This is a genomic window from Pantoea sp. YU22, assembly GCF_003970755.1.
Classification (GTDB): domain Bacteria; phylum Pseudomonadota; class Gammaproteobacteria; order Enterobacterales; family Enterobacteriaceae; genus Pantoea; species Pantoea piersonii.
Genome location: NZ_RYDU01000008.1, coordinates 34553 through 51087 on the forward strand (window position 1 = coordinate 34553; position 16535 = coordinate 51087).

17 protein-coding genes are annotated in these 16535 nt (G+C 62.9%); 1 reads left to right on the forward strand and 16 read right to left on the reverse strand.

The features are described 5' to 3' along the window. Window positions 1–9: 9 nt before the first annotated feature. Together EKL29_RS12980 and EKL29_RS12985 are read right to left on the reverse strand one after the other, a co-directional pair. The gene (locus tag EKL29_RS12980; protein ID WP_120453510.1) at window positions 10–990 is read right to left on the reverse strand and encodes an ABC transporter permease subunit; all 981 of its coding nucleotides are present in this window, start codon (window positions 988–990) and stop codon (window positions 10–12) included. Window positions 991–1003: 13 nt separating this feature from the next. Beyond that, on the reverse strand, window positions 1004–2518 hold the full coding sequence (locus EKL29_RS12985) for a sugar ABC transporter ATP-binding protein (protein ID WP_120453508.1): 1515 nt from the start codon (window positions 2516–2518) through the stop codon (window positions 1004–1006). Window positions 2519–2662: 144 nt separating this feature from the next. Between EKL29_RS12985 and EKL29_RS12990 the strand changes: the two genes are divergently transcribed. After that, window positions 2663–5245, forward strand: a complete 2583-nt coding sequence (locus EKL29_RS12990) for an ATP-binding protein (RefSeq protein WP_126689889.1) — start codon at window positions 2663–2665, stop codon at window positions 5243–5245. Here EKL29_RS12990 and phnE (EKL29_RS12995) read toward each other — a convergent pair. The 14 genes from phnE (EKL29_RS12995) to phnF all read right to left on the reverse strand — a co-directional run bounded on the left by phnE (EKL29_RS12995) (window position 5199) and on the right by phnF (window position 16486). Further along, on the reverse strand, window positions 5199–6083 hold the full coding sequence (gene phnE / locus EKL29_RS12995) for a phosphonate ABC transporter, permease protein PhnE (protein ID WP_126689890.1): 885 nt from the start codon (window positions 6081–6083) through the stop codon (window positions 5199–5201). The two genes, EKL29_RS12990 and phnE (EKL29_RS12995), sit on opposite strands and share 47 nt — an antisense overlap. Then, complete coding sequence (gene phnE, locus EKL29_RS13000) at window positions 6080–6940, reverse strand: phosphonate ABC transporter, permease protein PhnE (protein WP_126689891.1); 861 nt, start codon at window positions 6938–6940, stop codon at window positions 6080–6082. The genes phnE (EKL29_RS12995) and phnE (EKL29_RS13000) overlap by 4 nt, the downstream gene beginning before the upstream one ends. 121 nt (window positions 6941–7061) lie before the next feature. After that, window positions 7062–7988 carry a phosphonate ABC transporter substrate-binding protein gene (phnD, locus tag EKL29_RS13005; protein ID WP_120453500.1) on the reverse strand — a complete coding sequence of 309 codons (927 nt, stop codon included), beginning with the start codon at window positions 7986–7988 and terminating at the stop codon, window positions 7062–7064. 26 nt (window positions 7989–8014) lie between these two features. Further along, window positions 8015–8845, reverse strand: a complete 831-nt coding sequence (phnC, locus tag EKL29_RS13010) for a phosphonate ABC transporter ATP-binding protein (RefSeq protein WP_120453498.1) — start codon at window positions 8843–8845, stop codon at window positions 8015–8017. A gap of 83 nt (window positions 8846–8928) precedes the next feature. After that, on the reverse strand, window positions 8929–9699 hold the full coding sequence (phnP, locus tag EKL29_RS13015; protein ID WP_126689892.1) for a phosphonate metabolism protein PhnP: 771 nt from the start codon (window positions 9697–9699) through the stop codon (window positions 8929–8931). After that, complete coding sequence (phnN, locus tag EKL29_RS13020; protein ID WP_120453494.1) at window positions 9696–10232, reverse strand: ribose 1,5-bisphosphokinase; 537 nt, start codon at window positions 10230–10232, stop codon at window positions 9696–9698. Before phnN ends, phnP begins: the two co-directional genes overlap by 4 nt. Next, window positions 10232–11368, reverse strand: a complete 1137-nt coding sequence (phnM, locus tag EKL29_RS13025) for an alpha-D-ribose 1-methylphosphonate 5-triphosphate diphosphatase (protein WP_126689893.1) — start codon at window positions 11366–11368, stop codon at window positions 10232–10234. The genes phnN and phnM overlap by 1 nt, the downstream gene beginning before the upstream one ends. After that, the gene (gene phnL / locus EKL29_RS13030) at window positions 11365–12069 is read right to left on the reverse strand and encodes a phosphonate C-P lyase system protein PhnL (protein WP_120453490.1); all 705 of its coding nucleotides are present in this window, start codon (window positions 12067–12069) and stop codon (window positions 11365–11367) included. The genes phnM and phnL overlap by 4 nt, the downstream gene beginning before the upstream one ends. Window positions 12070–12083: 14 nt before the next feature. After that, window positions 12084–12845, reverse strand: coding sequence for a phosphonate C-P lyase system protein PhnK (gene phnK, locus EKL29_RS13035; RefSeq protein WP_120453488.1), 762 nt, complete (start codon window positions 12843–12845; stop codon window positions 12084–12086). Then, window positions 12835–13683 (reverse strand): alpha-D-ribose 1-methylphosphonate 5-phosphate C-P-lyase PhnJ, encoded by an 849-nt coding sequence (locus EKL29_RS13040; RefSeq protein WP_126689894.1) that lies wholly within the window; start codon window positions 13681–13683, stop codon window positions 12835–12837. Before EKL29_RS13040 ends, phnK begins: the two co-directional genes overlap by 11 nt. Continuing rightward, entirely contained in the window at window positions 13676–14752 is a 1077-nt protein-coding gene (locus EKL29_RS13045; RefSeq protein WP_126689895.1) for a carbon-phosphorus lyase complex subunit PhnI, read from the reverse strand. Before EKL29_RS13045 ends, EKL29_RS13040 begins: the two co-directional genes overlap by 8 nt. Further along, complete coding sequence (phnH, locus tag EKL29_RS13050) at window positions 14752–15327, reverse strand: phosphonate C-P lyase system protein PhnH (RefSeq protein ID WP_120453482.1); 576 nt, start codon at window positions 15325–15327, stop codon at window positions 14752–14754. Before phnH ends, EKL29_RS13045 begins: the two co-directional genes overlap by 1 nt. Continuing rightward, window positions 15327–15773, reverse strand: coding sequence for a phosphonate C-P lyase system protein PhnG (gene phnG / locus EKL29_RS13055; RefSeq protein WP_120453474.1), 447 nt, complete (start codon window positions 15771–15773; stop codon window positions 15327–15329). Before phnG ends, phnH begins: the two co-directional genes overlap by 1 nt. Beyond that, the gene (gene phnF / locus EKL29_RS13060; protein ID WP_126689896.1) at window positions 15773–16486 is read right to left on the reverse strand and encodes a phosphonate metabolism transcriptional regulator PhnF; all 714 of its coding nucleotides are present in this window, start codon (window positions 16484–16486) and stop codon (window positions 15773–15775) included. The genes phnG and phnF overlap by 1 nt, the downstream gene beginning before the upstream one ends. Window positions 16487–16535: the final 49 nt, after the last annotated feature.

Below are 16535 nucleotides of genomic sequence, written 5' to 3' on the forward strand. Positions count from 1 at the left end.
AAAAAGCGCTTATGAAACGTGGTGCCGGGTGCGGTATTTGTCGATCATCACCGCGATAATAATCACCGCGCCCTTGATCACCAGCTGCCAGAAATAGGAGACGCCCATTAGCGTCATGCCATTATTCAGCGTGGCGATAATCAGCGCGCCGACCAGCGTGCCGGTAATGGTGCCGATGCCGCCGACGAAGCTGGTACCGCCGAGGATCACCGCAGCGATGGCGTCCAGCTCATAGCCGACGCCAAGGTTGCCGTTAGCGCTATAGAGACGCGACGCAGACATCAGCCCGCCTAGCCCGGAAAGCAGCCCGCTCATGGCGTAGACAAACACCAGCACCGCGCTGACCTTAATGCCGGTCAGCCGCGCCGCCTGCATATTGCCGCCGACCGCGTAGATATGAACACCCAGCGTGGTGCGGCGCAGAATAAACCAGCAGAGAGCAATCACGGCGAAGGCGATAACGATCAGCCAGGGCACCGGCCCGAGATAGCCGTTGCCTATCCATTCAAAGCTGATATCGGAGTTGATCACCGTGGTGCCGTTCGCCAGCAGATAGGCGGCGCCGCGCAGCGCCGTATAGGTGCCGAGGGTGACGATAAAAGGCGGCAGCCCGGCCCAGGCGACCAGAATGCCGTTGAACAGTCCCATCACCAGACCCGCGCCCAGCGCCATCGGAATCGTCATGCTGGCGAGCATCGGATCGAGCGAAGCCACCATCGCCACTACCGCCGTGGTGCCGAGCATCGAGCCAACCGAGAGATCGATCCCGCCGGTTAAGATCACAAAGGTCATACCGGCCGCCAGCACAATATTAATTGAGGCCTGACGGGTAATATTGAGCAGATTGGCCTCGGTGAAAAAGTTCGGCGCGACAAAGCCGAACACCACCACAATCAGCACGAGGATCGGCAGGATGCCGACGGTTTGCAGCAGGTCGCCCATCAGCGCCCGTTTAACGGTGGGCGCTTTCGCACGCGTGGTTTCTGTCATCGCTCTGTTCTCCTTATATTTCTATCGGCGACGCCGTGTGCGCCCCGGTGGCCAGCGTCATAATGTTTTCCTGGCTGATATGCTCTCTGTCCAGCTCGCCCGCGATGGCGCCTTCGCGCATCACGTAAACGCGATCGCTCATGCCGACCACTTCCGGCAGCTCGCTGGAGATCATCAGAATCGCCACGCCCTGCTGTGCCATCTGATTCATCATGCGGTAGATCTCGCTTTTGGCGCCGACATCAACGCCGCGCGTCGGCTCATCCAGGATCAGGATGCGCGGTCCGATCGACACCCAGCGCGAAATCAGCAGCTTCTGCTGATTGCCGCCAGACAGGCCGCCCGCCCTCACCTGCGCGTGCGGCACGCGGATATTGAGCGTGGCGATGGCGTCGCTGGCGATCTGCTCTCCTTTGCGCCGGTTAAGCAGTCCGTAGCTGGCGTCGCGCTCGAGCGTCGCCATCACAATGTTCTCCTGCGCCGCCATCTCCAGAAACAGTCCCTGCTCTTTGCGGTTTTCGGTGAGAAAACCGATGCCGCGAGCAATGGCGTCGCGCGGCGAATGGATCTTTACCTCCTGCCCGTCAATCCAGATCTCGCCGCCGCTGGGTTTATGCACGCCGAAGATAAGCTGCGCCAGTTCGCTGCGCCCGGCGCCCACCAGTCCGGCCAGTCCGACGATCTCGCCGGCGCGTACCGCCAGACTGCTCGGTCGCACCTTGCCGCCATCGGTCAGATGGTTGACCGCCAGCCGAATCTCGCCGAAGGGAATGGTGTGATCTTTATTAAAGAGGTCGCTCAGCGGACGGCCGACCATCATGCGCACCAGTTCGCTGGCGTTGAGGCTGTCGCGAGTCAGGCTGCCGACATACTGTCCGTCGCGCAGCACGCTGACGCGATCGGAAAGCTCATAGACCTCCGCCATCCGGTGGCTGATATAGATGATTGCCATGCCTTCCGCGCGCAGGCGCTTAATCAGCGCGAAAAGCTGCTCGGTTTCACGGTTGCTTAGCGCGGCAGTGGGTTCGTCCATCACCAGAATGCGGCTGTTGCGGTAGAGCGCGCGGGCGATCTCCACCTGCTGCTGTTCAGCGATGCTGAGTCGGCTGACGCGGTCGGTGGCTTTAAACTGCGCGCCGAGCCGGTCGATAACCTGCTGCGCCTCTTCGGCCATCTGGCGTCGGCGGATGAGCCCGCCGCGTGTGATTTCGCTGCCGAGAAAAATGTTCTCCGCTACCGTCAGGTTAGGCGCGAGGTTGATCTCCTGATAAATCAGCGTGATGCCTGCCGCCAGCGCCTCCTTTGGCCCCTTAAGGGCGTAGGGTCGGCCGTCGATCAGGATCTCGCCGCTGGTGGCGCTGTAGGCGCCCGCCAGGATCTTCATCAGCGTGCTCTTGCCCGCGCCGTTTTCGCCCATCAGCGCGTGAATTTCACCGGCATAAACAGTGAGATCCACGCCCTTCAGCGCATAAAACTGGCCGAAGCGCCGCGTGATTTCGCGCATCTGCAGAATCGGTGTGGCTGTCATGGGCCGCTCCAGATAACCGTGGTTACGGCTGAGTAAAGCAACGCCAGATAAATGGAAAATGTCAGCGGCCGTTCATATTTGTCATAAACGGCGTCAGGGCGCGTCCTATACTCGCCTCAGTCACGGCGGACGCGGAGGCGCGATATGCGGCATGAACATCCCTGGCAGGCGGGCGCGCGTGGCCGCCTGCTGTTGTTTAATCTGCTGGTGGTGTGCGTCACGCTGATGGTGAGCGTGGTCGCGATACTCGGCTTCCGCCATGCCGGACGTATTCAGGAGCAGGCGCAGGCGCAAACCCTGAACGATATGAGCGCCAGCCTGGCGCTGGCGCGTGATACCGCCAGCGTCGCCACGGCGGCGGTACGCTTGTCACAGGTGGTAGGCGCGCTGGAGTATCAGAGCGAATCACAGCGGCTGCAGCAGAACCAGCAGGCGCTGCAGCATTCGCTGACGCTGCTCGCCTCGGCGCCGCTCGCGACGCGTCAGCCCGCGCGGGTAGCGCGCATCCGCGCGCGCAGCCTGATGCTGGAGCAGACCATCACACAGCTGCTAATCAACGGCCATCAGCGCCACCTGCAACGCAATGCCCTGCTCAGCGGCCTGTGGCAGTCGCAGCTGCTGCTGGACCATATCGATCAGCTCGCCGCCCGGGTGCAGCGCGGGCCAGCGGCGTCGCTGCGTGAGCAGACTGAACGCCTGCTCGCGGTGGCGATTCGCACCCCCTCGCCTGGAGCGGTAGTCGATCAGCTGCAGCAGGTGATGACGGCGTGGCAGCCCGCCTCCGGCGATGCGGTGCTGGATGAAAAAATCGCGCGTCTGATTGCGACCCAGCAGTCGCTGCGCCCGCTGGCGGACCGGCTCGCCGAGAACGATCTGGCTATCGCTTACTCAACCTACCGCATCAAGGCGCTGGTGGCAGCGCTGAACGACGATATTACCGCCTGCGTGCAGCAGGTGGCGCAGCAGAGCGAAATGCGCAGCGCGGAGACCCACCGCGAACTTAACTCGGTGATCCTGTTTATCGCGCTGTTCGCCCTGCTGGCGCTGGCGATCACCGGCTATGCCGGGGTCTATATCTACCGCAACCTTGGTTCCAGCCTGACCGCCATTGCAGAGGCGATGACCCGCCTGGCGCAGGGGGAAAAACACGTCTCCGTGCCCGGCCTGCAGCGGCGCGACGAGCTGGGCGATCTGGCGCGCGCCTTCAACGTTTTCGCGCGCAATACCGCGTCGCTGGCGCATACCTCGCGCCTGCTGAAGGAGAAAAGCAGCCAGCTCGAGTCTACTTTTCTCGCCATGCGCGACGGCTTTGCGCTGTTCGACAACGACGGCCAGCTGGTGGTATGGAACGCTCAGTATCCGCAGCTGCTGGGGCTGCCCGACCATGCGCTGCGTCGCGGCCTGCACTATCGCCAGCTGTTGCAGCGTGCGGGCGTGGATCTGCCGCATCCGGGCGAGCCGCAGGAGGTGCGGCTGGCGGATGGCCGCACGCTGGAGCTGCGCTTCAGCCCGGTACCGCATCGCGGCATTGTCAACACGGTGCTGGAGCGCACCACACGCAAAGCGCTGGAAGAGGCGCTGGTGCACAGCCAGAAAATGAAAGCGGTTGGCCAGCTTACTGGCGGCATCGCGCACGACTTCAATAACCTGCTGGCGGTCATTATCGGCAGCCTGGCGCTGACCCAGGGCCAGCTGCCGCCGGGAAGTGTGGCAAGCCGCGTCGAACGCGCCCGCCAGGCGGCGGATCGCGCCGCGCTGCTCACTCAGCGTCTGCTGGCCTTTTCCCGCAAGCAGGCTCTGCATCCGCGCGCCGTCTCGGTGGTGCAGCTGGTGGATGAGCTGCAAAGCCTGCTGCAGCACTCGCTGCTGCCCGCCCAGCGTCTGGTTATTGAGGCGCAGCAGCCCGGCTGGCTCGCCTGGATTGACGCCAGCCAGCTGGAGAATGCGCTGATGAATCTGGTGGTGAATGCACGTGATGCCATGCAGCAGAGGAGCGGCGAAATCCGCCTGCGCATCTGTAATCAACAGCGGGAGAAAGGTGAGCGTGTGGTAATTGAGGTGACTGACCAGGGCTGCGGCATGACGGCAGAGGTGCGGGAACAGGTATTCGAACCTTTTTTCACCACGAAAGAGACCGGCAGCGGCAGCGGGCTGGGCCTGTCGATGGTGTATGGTTTTGTGCGCCAGTCAGGCGGCCAGATAGAGATTGACACCGCTCCCGGCCAGGGAACCACCGTACGTCTGCTGCTGCCGCGCGCGCCCGAAAGCGCGGCGGCATTAATGCCGGTAAGGCCCGTCACACCACCGCCGCCGCGCGATAAGCTGGTGCTGGTGCTGGATGACGAACCGGCGGTACGCCAGACGCTCTGCGAGCATCTGCATCAGCTTGGCTACGTGACGCTGGAGTGCGACAGCGGCGAAGAGGCGCTGGCGCTGCTGCGCCAGACACCCGATATCGATCTGTTGATCAGCGACCTGATGCTGCCCGGCGCGCTGAACGGCGCCGAGGTGATCCGCCAGGCGCAGCAGCTGTGGCCGCAGCTGGCAACGCTGCTGATCAGCGGTCAGGATCTGCGCCTGCAGCCGGTCGCGCTGCCGCTGTGCGAGCGGCTGGCGAAACCCTGGCAGAGCGGGCAGCTGGCGCAGGCGCTGACGCGCGCCTGGCAACGCAGCGAGCGGCTCAGTCGCGCCCGGCAGGCTGCCAGAGCGGCACCGGTTTCCCGCTGATATAGCGCTTACGCAGCTGGCTGGAGAGTGCATCCATGATCATGACCACCGCCACGAGGATGATGGTCAGGAACATCACCACATCCCAGTTCCACAGACGCATATTTTCGGCGTAGACCAGCCCGACGCCGCCCGCGCCGACAAACCCCAGCACGGCCGCCGAGCGGGTATTGGATTCGATCTGATAAAGGCTGAGCGCAAGAAACTGGGGGAATGACTGGGTGAAAATACCGAAGCGATGTTTTTGCAGGCTGTTGGCGCCCACCGCCCTCAGGCCACGGCTCGGCGAACGCTCTACCGCCTCGTGCCCTTCCGAGTAGAGCTTGCCCAGCAGCCCCACATCCTGCATCACAATCGCCAGCACGCCCGCCAGCGGCCCCATGCCGACGGCGCGAACGAAAATCAGCCCCCATATCGCCATATCGACGCCGCGCAGCAGATCGAGCAGGCGACGCACCGCCCAGGCGATCGGACGCATCGCGCGGTCGTGCATCACATTGCGCGCGGCAAAAAACGAGAGCGGCAGCGCGATAATCGACGCGGTAATGGTTCCGGCAAACACAATCGCCAGGGTAATGCCGATTTGCGAAAAGTAGTAGCCGAACGGCCAGTTGAGAAAATCCTGCCAGACGAACATGCGCAGAAAATAACGGCCCAGCTGCTGCGCGCCCATCACGGCGCGGCTCCACTCAATGCCGTAAAATTCAAAGAAGAAAATATAATAAAGCAGCGCCGCGATGGCCATAAGCGCGATACGACGCAGATAGCGCCTCTGCGCGGCGAACAGCGCCGGGTGTTCCTGCTTCAGTTTGCCGATATCCGGTGCCAGCGTAATCATGACGATCCCTCCACCACGCGGCGGCGCAGCTGGCCGGAAAAAGTATCCAGCAGCGATACCACCACAATGATCAGCAGCAGCGTGATGCTGACCTGATCGTAACGATCGAGTTTGATATTGGTCATCAGCTCCTGGCCGATGCCGCCCGCCCCTACCAGCCCCAGAATGGTCGAAGAGCGAAAGTTAATCTCCAGACGCATAAAGCTGTAGGAGAGAAAGAGTGGCTTAACCTGCGGCCAGAAGGCAAAGCGCATACGCTGCAGCTTGCTGGCGCCGCAGGCGGCCAGTCCGCGCACCGGCTTATCGGAGGCGCTTTCGATCGCCTCGTAGAAGAGTTTGGTCAGGCTGCCGATGGTATGCAGCGCCAGCGCGAGAAAACCAGGGATAGCGCCGATGCCGAACGCCATAACAAACATCACCGCCCAGGCGAGTTCTGGCATGGTGCGCAGAAAAGCGACAGAGGCGCGAATGGCGAAGCGCAGCCCCGCCGGCGTTTTGGTATTGTCGGCGGCGAAGAACGCCAGCACCGCGGCAATGCCGACCGCCACGATGGTGGAGGCCAGCGCCAGCTGCAGCGTCTCCCAGATAAGCGGCAGCTGGAAATGGAGGCGGTAGCCCCAGTAAGCGAGCGATCCTTCCGTTTTCACGCTGTCGAACAGCGTGGAAAAGTGCAGTACCGGCAGCGTTTCCCACAGGTAGTCGAAGAAGTGCGGCATCGACGCCCAGAGCGTCGTCAGGCTGAATTCCGACATCCTGCCCGCAACGAGGTAGAGCGTGACCAGCACCAGCGACCAGATAAGCGTGTCGCGTTTCTGCTGGCGACGGATGCGTTGGTAGTAGCGTTCGAAGTCAGTCAAAAGAGATTCCTGCATGAAGTGATAAAACGCAGAGACGCTTAACCCACAAGTAACCTGTCTCTCTGTCACCCGCGTCGGCTTCGGGCATCTCTTTCCGCAGAAGAGAGATGCCCGGTCAACCTTAGCCGCGCTGGCCTTTCGCCAGATCGCGCTTCATATCGATAATATTCTGGTAGTCGGCGACCTTTGCCGGGCCGATATGCTGAGCGCCGCCGACTGCCTTCACAAAGCAGGCGTGCTGCTCTTTATCCAGCTTCTGGATGGTATCGACCACTTTCTGTTTGAAATCGGCCGGGAGTTTGTTGCTTACCAGCAGCGGGCCGTTCGGGATAAGCGGCGACTGCCAGATAATGCGGATCTGCTTCATCAGATCGGGGTGATCCATGCGGATCAGACGGCCAAAGGCGCCGGAGCTGTAGCCGCTGTTGTAGTCACCTACCAGCGAAGTCCATGTGACCGCGCCGTCAAACTGGTTGTTCAGCACGCCGAGGATATCCTGCTCGTGGCCGCCGGAAAACGTCACGCTGGAGAAGAAGCCGTTGTACTTGTCATCCACGCTGCCGCCAAACTCCTTTTTAAAGGCCTGGTTCGGCATCAGGAAGCCAGAGGTGGAATCGGGGTCGGCCATACCGAACGATTTGCCCTTCAGATCTTCCAGCTTCTTATAAGGGCTGTCGTTTTTAACGATCACCACCGAGTGGTAGCCTTTCGAGCCATCTTTGTCGTCAACCAGAATGCCGACGATATCCACGGCTTTCGGATCCTGCAGATAGACAGAGGCGTAAGAGGCGGGCGACATGCTCAGCACCATATCGATTTTTCCACCCAGCAGACCCTGGATAACGCCCGCATAGTCAGAGGAGTTACGCAGCTTAGTGTCTACCTTAAGCTCTTTATCAAAAAAGTCCTTCACGCACTGGTTATCGCCAATCTGCTGGGTGGCGTTCTGGCCGCCGAGAATGCCCAGATTCAGCTCTTTCGGCGCATCCGCTGCGTTCACGCCAAAGGTCATTACGCCGGTCAGTAACGCTAATAAAGTCAGTTTCATTCGAGGTTTTTCTCTTGCCGTGGGAGTTAGTGAAGCTGATTAATTTCATCGCCGTACAGCTGTTGCAACAGGCTGTCGGTGAGGTGCGCCGGATGGCCGTCGAACAGCACCCTGCCGCGCTGAATGCCGATTACGCGCGTACAGTAGCTTTTCACCAGTTCAACCGAGTGCAGGTTCACCATCACGCTGATGCCCTGCTCGCTGACCTGGCGCAGAACATCCATGATGCGGGTGGTATTTTTTGGATCGAGCGACGCCACCGGCTCATCGGCCAGCAGAATCTTCGGGTTCTGCATCAGGGCGCGGCAGATCGCCACGCGCTGCATCTGTCCGCCCGACAGGTTCTCGGCGCGCTGCAGCGCCTGCGGCAGCATATTCATCCACTGCAGCAGTTCGATGGCGTGGGCGCGGTCGCTGTCCGAGAAGACTTTAAAAAAGGATTTCAGCGTCGAGGTCTGGCTCAGGCGGCCCAGCAGCACATTGGTCAGCACGTCGAGGCGCGGCACCAGGCAGAAGTCCTGAAAAATCATGCCACACTCGCTGCGCCACTGGCGCAGCTGGCGGCTGTTGAGCGTCAGCAGGTTACGCTCGGCTTCGCCGTCGCGCAGGCTGTATACCGCACCTTCAGAGGCGTCTATCGTGCCGTTAAGCATATGCAACAGCGTCGATTTGCCTGCGCCTGAGCGGCCGATTACGGCGACCATTTCTCCCGCATGCAGATCAAAACTGACATTGTCCAGCACGCGGTTCTCGCCCCAGCTCTTGCCCAGGCCCTGCACCGACAATACTTTCTGCCCAGTCTGGCGAAGCGGCGTGCTGCTGTTGTCCACCACTGTTCTTAACAGTGCCTGTGCCATGATTCACTCCGTATTCGTTGACAAGTCGTAAGTTGACGCCTATTACGGCCCGACGCGATGACTCTCTGATGACAGTCAGGTGATCAAACGGTGACAGGGTCGCCCGCGCCCAGTGACAGGGTTAAACCGTCAGCGGCAACCTGGACAGACTCAGGCAACCTGTTGTTTGATAACCAGTTATCCATATGGTGTGAAAGATGATTCAGCCAGGCGCGACGCGGCGCGAGCCGATCGATAATCGCCAGCGCGCGCGTCAGATCGTTATGGTTGCGCGCGGTGGTCGCTGGCGGATCGTTGCAGTCGATCACCAGCTCATCAATGCGCTGGCCCGAAAGAAAATCGTCGGTGTCGGGCGGCAAACCGCAGGTGTCGCACAGCCAGGCGAGCCGCGCACCGTGCCAGTCGAACAGGTAGCCGTGCGTCAGCTTCGAGTGCTGTAGCGGCAGCGGCGTGACCTGCAGCGCGCCGAAGAGATGCGGCACAAAGGGCGTCAGCGACGGCCGAAAATCGAGCAGGCCAGGATGCTTAAAAAGATCGTCGCAGCCCTTTTCGTCCGGCGGCCCCCAGACGGGGATCGTCTCGCCCAGCCCCCAGCGCAGCGCAAACAGCCCCTGCACGTGGTCCATGTGGTAGTGCGTTAACAGAATGCGCGACAGCTCGCCGGGGGCGAAGCGCTCCGCCAGCAGCGGCAGACCCGCGTCCAGCAGGATGCGCTCGCTGCCCGCCTCGATCAGCGCGCTGCAGGGCGCACGCCGCCGTTTAACGTCATTGCGCGCCCGCAGGCAGGCGGCGCAGCCGCAGCCGAAAAGCGGCGCGGCGGTCACCCCGCCGGTGCCGAGAAAGGTCAGCTTCATGGTAGCGGCTCCAGCAGCTGGCGCAGCTGCAGCAGGGTCTGCGACAGCGCGCCATTATTATTCAGCAGGCGGCAGCCCGGCGGCGGCAGCTGCGCGGCGCGATCCAGCCGACGCGCAATCTCCGTCTCGCTCTCCCGCCCGCGCTGACGCAGACGCGCCGCCAGCACCTCCGGCGATACCGTCAGGCAGAGCGGCAGCAGCCGTACGCCGTAGCGTGCCTGCGCCTGCGGCAGATGCTGACGCGAGCCGTTGACCAGCACGTCATGCCCGCGATCCAGCCAGAGATCCAGCTCGAGCCCAAGTCCGTAGTGCAGGCCGTGCGCCGTCCAGCGCAGGGCGAACAGCCCCTGCGCCGCGCGGCGCGCGAACTCGCTCTCGGTCAGGGCGATATGGTTCTCGCCGCCCGCATCGGCCGCGCGCGTAATATAGCGATGGGCGATCAGCATGTTCGGCGGCGGCGCTTCGCGCAGCGCGTTAAGCAGGCTGTCTTTGCCCGAGCCTGACGGCCCGATAAGCCAGATCAGGCGCGCCATTAGTAGACCTGCCTGCCCTGCGTCCAGACATGACGAATGTGCGGGTGGCCGTGGTCAGTATGCGCCAGTACCAGATCGGCGCGTCGGCCTTCGGCAATGACGCCGCGATCCTCAAGGCCGAGCGCCCGTGCCGGATTGCGCGTCACCAGCGCCACCGCCTGCGGTAGCGCCAGCGCGTTGCGCTCGTCGGTGGCGAGGCGGAATGCCGCGTCCAGCAGCGCCGCCGGATAGTAGTCGGAGGAGAGAATATCGAGCAGCCCTTCCGCCGCCAGCGCCCAGGCGGCGACGTTGCCGGAGTGGGAGCCGCCGCGCACGATGTTGGGCGCGCCCATCAGGATCTGCATTCCCTTCGCGCGTGAGGCGCGTGCCGCTTCCAGCGTGGTAGGAAACTCGGCGATAGCGCTGCCGACGCCGTGCGACTCCTCGACGTGTGCCTCGGTGGCATCGTCGTGGCTGGCGATAGCGATGTTACGCGCGCGGCAGAGCGCGGCGATCGCCTGTCGGTTCGGCTGCGACCACTGCGCCGCCAGCGTCAGCTGCTCATGCTCGAAGGCATCCATCTGCTGGTCGTTGAGCGCATACTTGCCCTGGTAATATTCGCGGTACTTCTCCAGCGAGGCGTACTGGCGCTGGCCCGGTGAGTGGTCCATCAGCGACACCAGCGACAGTTCCGGCGTGCTCATCAGCGCCTCGAACAGCGAGAGCGTGGCGTGGTGCGGCAGCTCGCAGCGCAGATGCAGCCGGTGTTCGGCGCGGTTCAGCCCCTTGCGGTTGCTGTCGCGGATGGCGTCGATCATTTTGCTCAGGTTGTCGAGGCGATGACCGCCATCGCGCACGTCGCCGACGCCGATGGCGTCAAGCACCGTGGTAATGCCGCTGGCGACCATCAGCGCGTCGTGGCTGCTCATCGCTGAGTGGGCGGGCCAGTCCACTTTTGGACGCGGAGAGAAGAATTTATCGAGGTTATCGGTGTGCAGCTCGACCAGACCCGGCAGCAGATACGCGCCCTCACCGTCCAGCGCGCCGGGCTGACGGCTCGGCGTTTCGCTGAAGCTGGCGATCAGGCCGTCGCGCATCTCCAGCGATCCGGTTACCAGCTCGTTTTCCAGAATCAGAGTGACATTATTGACGATCATGCTTCCGCTCCGCTGTTGATCGGTTGCATAACGTGCAGGCGATCCGCCACCCGTTCGCGCACCGCTTCATCGTGAAAAATGCCGACTATGGCCGCGCCGCGCGCGCGCGCCTGTTCAATCAGCTCCACCACCGCCGCGCTGTTGGCTTTATCCAGCGAGGCGGTCGGCTCATCCAGCAGCAGCACCGGATAGTCGGCGATAAAGCCGCGCGCGATATTGACGCGCTGCTGCTCGCCACCGGAGAAGGTGGAAGGCGCCAGCGACCAGAGACGCTGCGGTACGTTCAGCCGCGTCAGCAGCTCTCTGGCGCGCTTCTCGCAAAAGGCGCGCGCCACCCCACGCTCCAGCAGCGGCTGCATCACAATTTCCAGCGTCGGCACGCGCGGGATCACGCGCAGAAACTGGCTGACCCAGCCGAGGGTATCGCGACGCATCGCCAGGATCTGGCGCGCCGGGGCGTTCGCCATATCGACCCATTCGTCATGATGACGCAGCCAGATATGGCCGCTGTTGGCCTGATAGTTGCCGTAGAGCGCGCGCAGCAGCGTCGATTTACCGCTGCCGGAGCGGCCATGCAGCACCACCACCTCGCCCTCTGCCACCTCAAGCGAGGCGTTTTGCAAAACCGGCAGTTCAGCGCCGCCCTGATTGTGCAGCACAAAGGTTTTGCACAAATTCTCGACGCGCAGTTGTATGTTCATGCGTTTATCCGTCATTAGTTGAGCACCGATGAAACCAGCAGCTGGGTGTAGGGATGGTGTGGATCGTCCAGCACGCGGTCGGTCAGGCCGCTCTCCACTACGCGGCCCTGCTTCATCACCAGCAGCCGGTGCGCCAGCAGGCGCGCCACGCCGAGATCGTGCGTAACGATAATCACCGCCAGGTTAAGCTCGCGCACCAGAGTACGCAGCAGATCGAGCAGCCTCGCCTGTACCGATACGTCTAGGCCGCCGGTCGGCTCGTCCATAAACACCAGCTTCGGCTGGGTAACGAGGTTGCGGGCAATCTGCAGGCGCTGCTGCATACCGCCCGAAAAGGTGGTGGGCAGATCGTCGATGCGGTTGGGCGCGATCTCCACTTCCTGCAGCCAGCGGCTCGCCTGGGCGCGGATATCGCCATAGTGGCGGTTGCCCACCGCCATCAGCCGCTCGCCGATATTGCCGCCCGCGGTGACCTGCGCGCGCAGCCCGTCGAGCGGATGCTGATGCACCACGCCCCATTCGGTGCGCAGCAGACGGCGACGGTCGCTCTCCGACAGCGCGTAGAGATCGCGCTGACTGTAGAGAATGTTGCCCTGCTGCGGCGTCAGGCGCGCCGACAGGCTGCGCAGCAGCGTGGTTTTGCCGGAGCCGGATTCGCCGACGATGCCGAGCACCTCGCCGGGATAGAGATCGAAGCTCACCTCTTCGAAACCTTTGCCCGGCGCATAGAGGTGCGTCAGGTTATTGACCGCAAGCAGCGGCTGTTCACTGTGCATGTTTCTGTTCCTGCTGCTGGTGGCAAAAATCGGTGTCGGAGCAGACGAAAAGGCGCGTGCCCTGGTCATCCATCACCACCTCGTCGAGATAGCTGTGGCGCGAGCCGCACAGCGCGCAGGGTTCATCCCACTGCTGCACGGTAAAGGGGTGATCCTCAAAGTTGAGGCTCTCAACTTTGGTAAAGGGCGGCAGCGCATAAATACGCTTTTCGCGGCCTGCGCCGAACAGCTGCAGCGCGGGCATCATATGCATCTTCGGGTTATCGAATTTCGGGATTGGCGACGGATCCATAACGTAGCGATCGTTAACCTTTACCGGGTAGGCGTAGGTGGTGGCGATATGCCCGTAGCGCGCGATATCTTCATAGAGCTTCACCTGCATCACGCCATACTCCTCCAGCGCGTGCATGGTGCGGGTTTCCGTTTCGCGCGGCTCGATAAAACGCAGCGGTTCCGGGATCGGCACCTGGAAAATCAGGATTTGATCCTCCTCCAGCGGCGTCTCCGGGATGCGGTGACGCGTCTGGATCAGCGTGGCGTCGGTGGTGCGTTCGGTAATCGCCGCGCCGCTGACGCGCTGGAAAAAGCGGCGGATCGATACCGCATTGGTCGTATCGTCCGCGCCCTGGTCAATCACCTTCAGCACATCGGCGTCGCCAATCACGCTGGCGGTGATCTGAATGCCGCCGGTGCCCCAGCCGTAGGGCATCGGCATCTCGCGCCCGGCGAACGGCACCTGATAGCCAGGAATCGCCACCGCTTTCAGAATGGCGCGACGGATGGCGCGCTTGGTCTGCTCGTCGAGATAGCCAGGGTTATAGCCGGTCAGCTCAGCCATGATTGCGCTCCTGATGATCTTGACGCAGGCGCTTCAGCAGCTCCAGCTCCGCCTGGAAATCGACGTAGTGCGGCAGTTTTAAGTGGGAGACGAAGCCAGCGGCCTCGACATTGTCGGCGTGCGCCAGCACGAACTCTTCATCCTGCGCCGGGCTGGTGATGCGTTCGTCATGCTCGCGGGTTTGCAGGGCGCGATCCACCAGCGCCATCGCCATCGCTTTACGCTCGGCGCGGCCGAACACCAGACCATAGCCGCGGGTAAAGTGCGGCGCTTCTTCGCCGCGGGTGGTGAAGCCGTTAACCATCTCGCATTCGGTCAGCAGCACTTCGCCGATCTCCAGCTCAAAGCCGAGCTCTTCCGGGCAGATGCTGACGCTCAGGTAGCCGGTGCGGATCTCGCCAGCGAAAGGATGGGTACGGCCATAGCCGCGCTGGGTGGAGTAGCCGAGCGCCAGCAGAAAGCCTTCGTCGCCGCGCACCAGCTGTTGCAGGCGCGCCGCGCGGGTGGCCGGAAATTCCATCGGCTCGCGGGTAATATCCACAGGCTCGCTGCCGTCATCCGTTTCCCGCGCCGCCAGCCCCTCGTCGCTCATCATGGCGAACATATGGGGGCAGCGCGCGGCCAGCGCCTCGTCGTCGCGCGGCGCGGCAGGCGCTTCGCCGTTAGCCAGCAGAGTAAAGTCGAGCAGGCGGTGGCTGTAGTCATAGGTCGGGCCCAGCACCTGGCCGCCCGGCAGATCCTTATAGACCGCGGAAATACGGCGCTCAAGGCGCATCTCGCCGGTCGCCAGCGGGACGCTGTCGGCGAGCCGTGGCAGCGTGGTGCGGTAGGCGCGCAGCAGGAAGATCGCTTCCACCAGATCGCCGCTTGCCTGCTTGATCGCCAGCGCCGCCAGTTCGGGATCGTAGATACCGCCTTCGGTCATGACGCGATCGACCGCCAGACCCAGCTGTTGCGCGACCTGATCGCAGCCCAGCTCCGCCACCTCGCGCGCGCCGCGCCGCAGATCCGCCTGTAGCTGATGGGCGTTGGCGATCGCCTTCTCGCCCCCTTTAACGGCTACGTACATCAGCACACCTCCACGTCGGTGGTGCGCGGCAGCGCCATCATCGCTTCGCCGCAGGTAAAAATCAGATCGACGCCCTGCGGGAAGGGATGCGGACGGTTGCGCAGATACTCCAGCACGCTCTCCGGCAGCTGCGGCGCGATGGCACGCGATTCGCGCAGTCCTGGCCCTGAAAGGCGCAGCGTCAGCCCGCCGTTGAGCGACGGCACCTCAATAATCAGCGTGGTGCTCTTTTCCGGCGCGAGGTTGTCTCCTGCGGCGAAATCCGCCGGGCGAGGACTGCTGGCGGCATGGCTCAGCGCGAAAGGCGCATCGCAGCGTTCGCTCAGCGGCACGCCGGTATGGAAGCGCAGGTTGCTGCGCAGAATATCGTTATCCACCTGCGGATCGATCCACAGCGGGCTTTCCTGATCCACCAGCGTCAGCAATACCGCGGTCGCGGCGGGCGACAGCGTGCCCCAGCCCTGCGCCAGCGGCAGCGATACCATCACGCCCGGTTCGCTCATCGCTTTCAGAATGCGACGGAACGCGCGCTGCGCATCGGCCACCGGATGGTTAAAACTAGCCAGTAAAGTCATCAGTTGTCTCCGCGTACCAGCGTAAAGAAATCTACTTTTGAGCTGGCGATTTCCCGCGCGCGCAGCTGGCGCTGCTCCTCGCGCAGGGCCGCCAGCGGCGTTATCACTTTTTCCGTCAGCAGCGCATGGGTCTGCGGCTGCTGCAACAGCGCGTCAATCAGGGCGCAGCGCTCGGCGTGCGCCTTGTCGCGCCCCAGCACGTAGCTGTAGCCGAGCGTGCCATCCTCCAGCCGCACCACGGCGCGCGTGACGGTGGCGTCCCCCATGACAAAGCGCTTGCCGCTGGCGCCCATGCGCGCCATCAGGCGCGTCAGGCCGATTTCCGCCGGGCGGATCAGCGAGAAGCGCGGCGCGAGATGCAGCGCCTGCCAGTGCTCGGCCAGCGCCGACGCGCTGCTGTGCGCCAGTACCGAAAGCCACTGCTGTCGTTGCGTTAAGCTTTCCATCAATGCTCCAGAGTCAGTTCGATCATGTCGCCGCGCGTCAGGCTGACGGAATATTCCGCCAGCGCGCCGTCGCGGGTTTTGTTCAGGGTGCGCACGCAGAGCAGCGGCGCGTGCAGCGCAATCTCCAGCAAATGGCACTCTTTGGCCTGGGCGCGGCGCGTGCTGATGCGGGTCTGGCTGCGCACCAGCTGATGGCCGCCCTGCTGTAGCAGAAAGTCGTGCAGCGAGCCGCTGCTGAAGCGCTGCAGCGACGGCCACCAGTTCAGGTCAGGCAGAAAGTGGTTAATCACGCAGACCGGCACGCCGTTAACCCGGCGCAGGGTCCGCAGATGAATAACGCTGTCGCCTTCGACGACCCCCAGCGCGCTGGCGACGTCGGCGCTGGCCGGACGCACCACCGCCAGCAGCCGCTCGCTGGTGGGATGGCTGCCCTGCTCCATCAGGTTCTGACTGAAGCGCGCCTGCGCATGCAGCGGATAGTCGTAAGGACGCATCAGCACCAGGATGCCAACGCCATGACGGCGCTGCAGCAGCCCTTTATTGACCAGTTCGTCCACCGCGCGGCGCAGCGTGTGGCGGTTGACCTCATAGCGTTCGGCCAGCTGCTGTTCGGAAGGCAGATAGTCGCCGCTGCGGTAGTTCTCCCGCAGCGCCTGCTCAAGCTGCGCGGCGACGGCCTGGTAAACAGTGGTCGGATGTCTGGATATCTCCATCTTGAACAGATCCTCAACCTTGACTGAGTGGGGAAAGCAGCGGTAAGCC

Bases quoted from the DNA above. Each gene is read 5' to 3' on its own strand.
- EKL29_RS12980 (WP_120453510.1), bottom strand. From the start codon at position 990: ATGACAGAAACCACGCGTGCGAAAGCGCCCACCGTTAAACGGGCGCTG.
- EKL29_RS12985 (WP_120453508.1), bottom strand. From the start codon at position 2,518: ATGACAGCCACACCGATTCTGCAGATGCGCGAAATCACGCGGCGCTTC.
- EKL29_RS12990 (WP_126689889.1), top strand. From the start codon at position 2,663: ATGCGGCATGAACATCCCTGGCAGGCGGGCGCGCGTGGCCGCCTGCTG.
- phnE (WP_126689890.1), bottom strand. From the start codon at position 6,083: ATGATTACGCTGGCACCGGATATCGGCAAACTGAAGCAGGAACACCCG.
- phnD (WP_120453500.1), bottom strand. From the start codon at position 7,988: ATGAAACTGACTTTATTAGCGTTACTGACCGGCGTAATGACCTTTGGC.
- phnC (WP_120453498.1), bottom strand. From the start codon at position 8,845: ATGGCACAGGCACTGTTAAGAACAGTGGTGGACAACAGCAGCACGCCG.
- phnP (WP_126689892.1), bottom strand. From the start codon at position 9,699: ATGAAGCTGACCTTTCTCGGCACCGGCGGGGTGACCGCCGCGCCGCTT.
- phnN (WP_120453494.1), bottom strand. From the start codon at position 10,232: ATGGCGCGCCTGATCTGGCTTATCGGGCCGTCAGGCTCGGGCAAAGAC.
- phnM (WP_126689893.1), bottom strand. From the start codon at position 11,368: ATGATCGTCAATAATGTCACTCTGATTCTGGAAAACGAGCTGGTAACC.
- phnL (WP_120453490.1), bottom strand. From the start codon at position 12,069: ATGAACATACAACTGCGCGTCGAGAATTTGTGCAAAACCTTTGTGCTG.
- phnK (WP_120453488.1), bottom strand. From the start codon at position 12,845: ATGCACAGTGAACAGCCGCTGCTTGCGGTCAATAACCTGACGCACCTC.
- EKL29_RS13040 (WP_126689894.1), bottom strand. From the start codon at position 13,683: ATGGCTGAGCTGACCGGCTATAACCCTGGCTATCTCGACGAGCAGACC.
- EKL29_RS13045 (WP_126689895.1), bottom strand. From the start codon at position 14,752: ATGTACGTAGCCGTTAAAGGGGGCGAGAAGGCGATCGCCAACGCCCAT.
- phnH (WP_120453482.1), bottom strand. From the start codon at position 15,327: ATGACTTTACTGGCTAGTTTTAACCATCCGGTGGCCGATGCGCAGCGC.
- phnG (WP_120453474.1), bottom strand. From the start codon at position 15,773: ATGGAAAGCTTAACGCAACGACAGCAGTGGCTTTCGGTACTGGCGCAC.
- phnF (WP_126689896.1), bottom strand. From the start codon at position 16,486: ATGGAGATATCCAGACATCCGACCACTGTTTACCAGGCCGTCGCCGCG.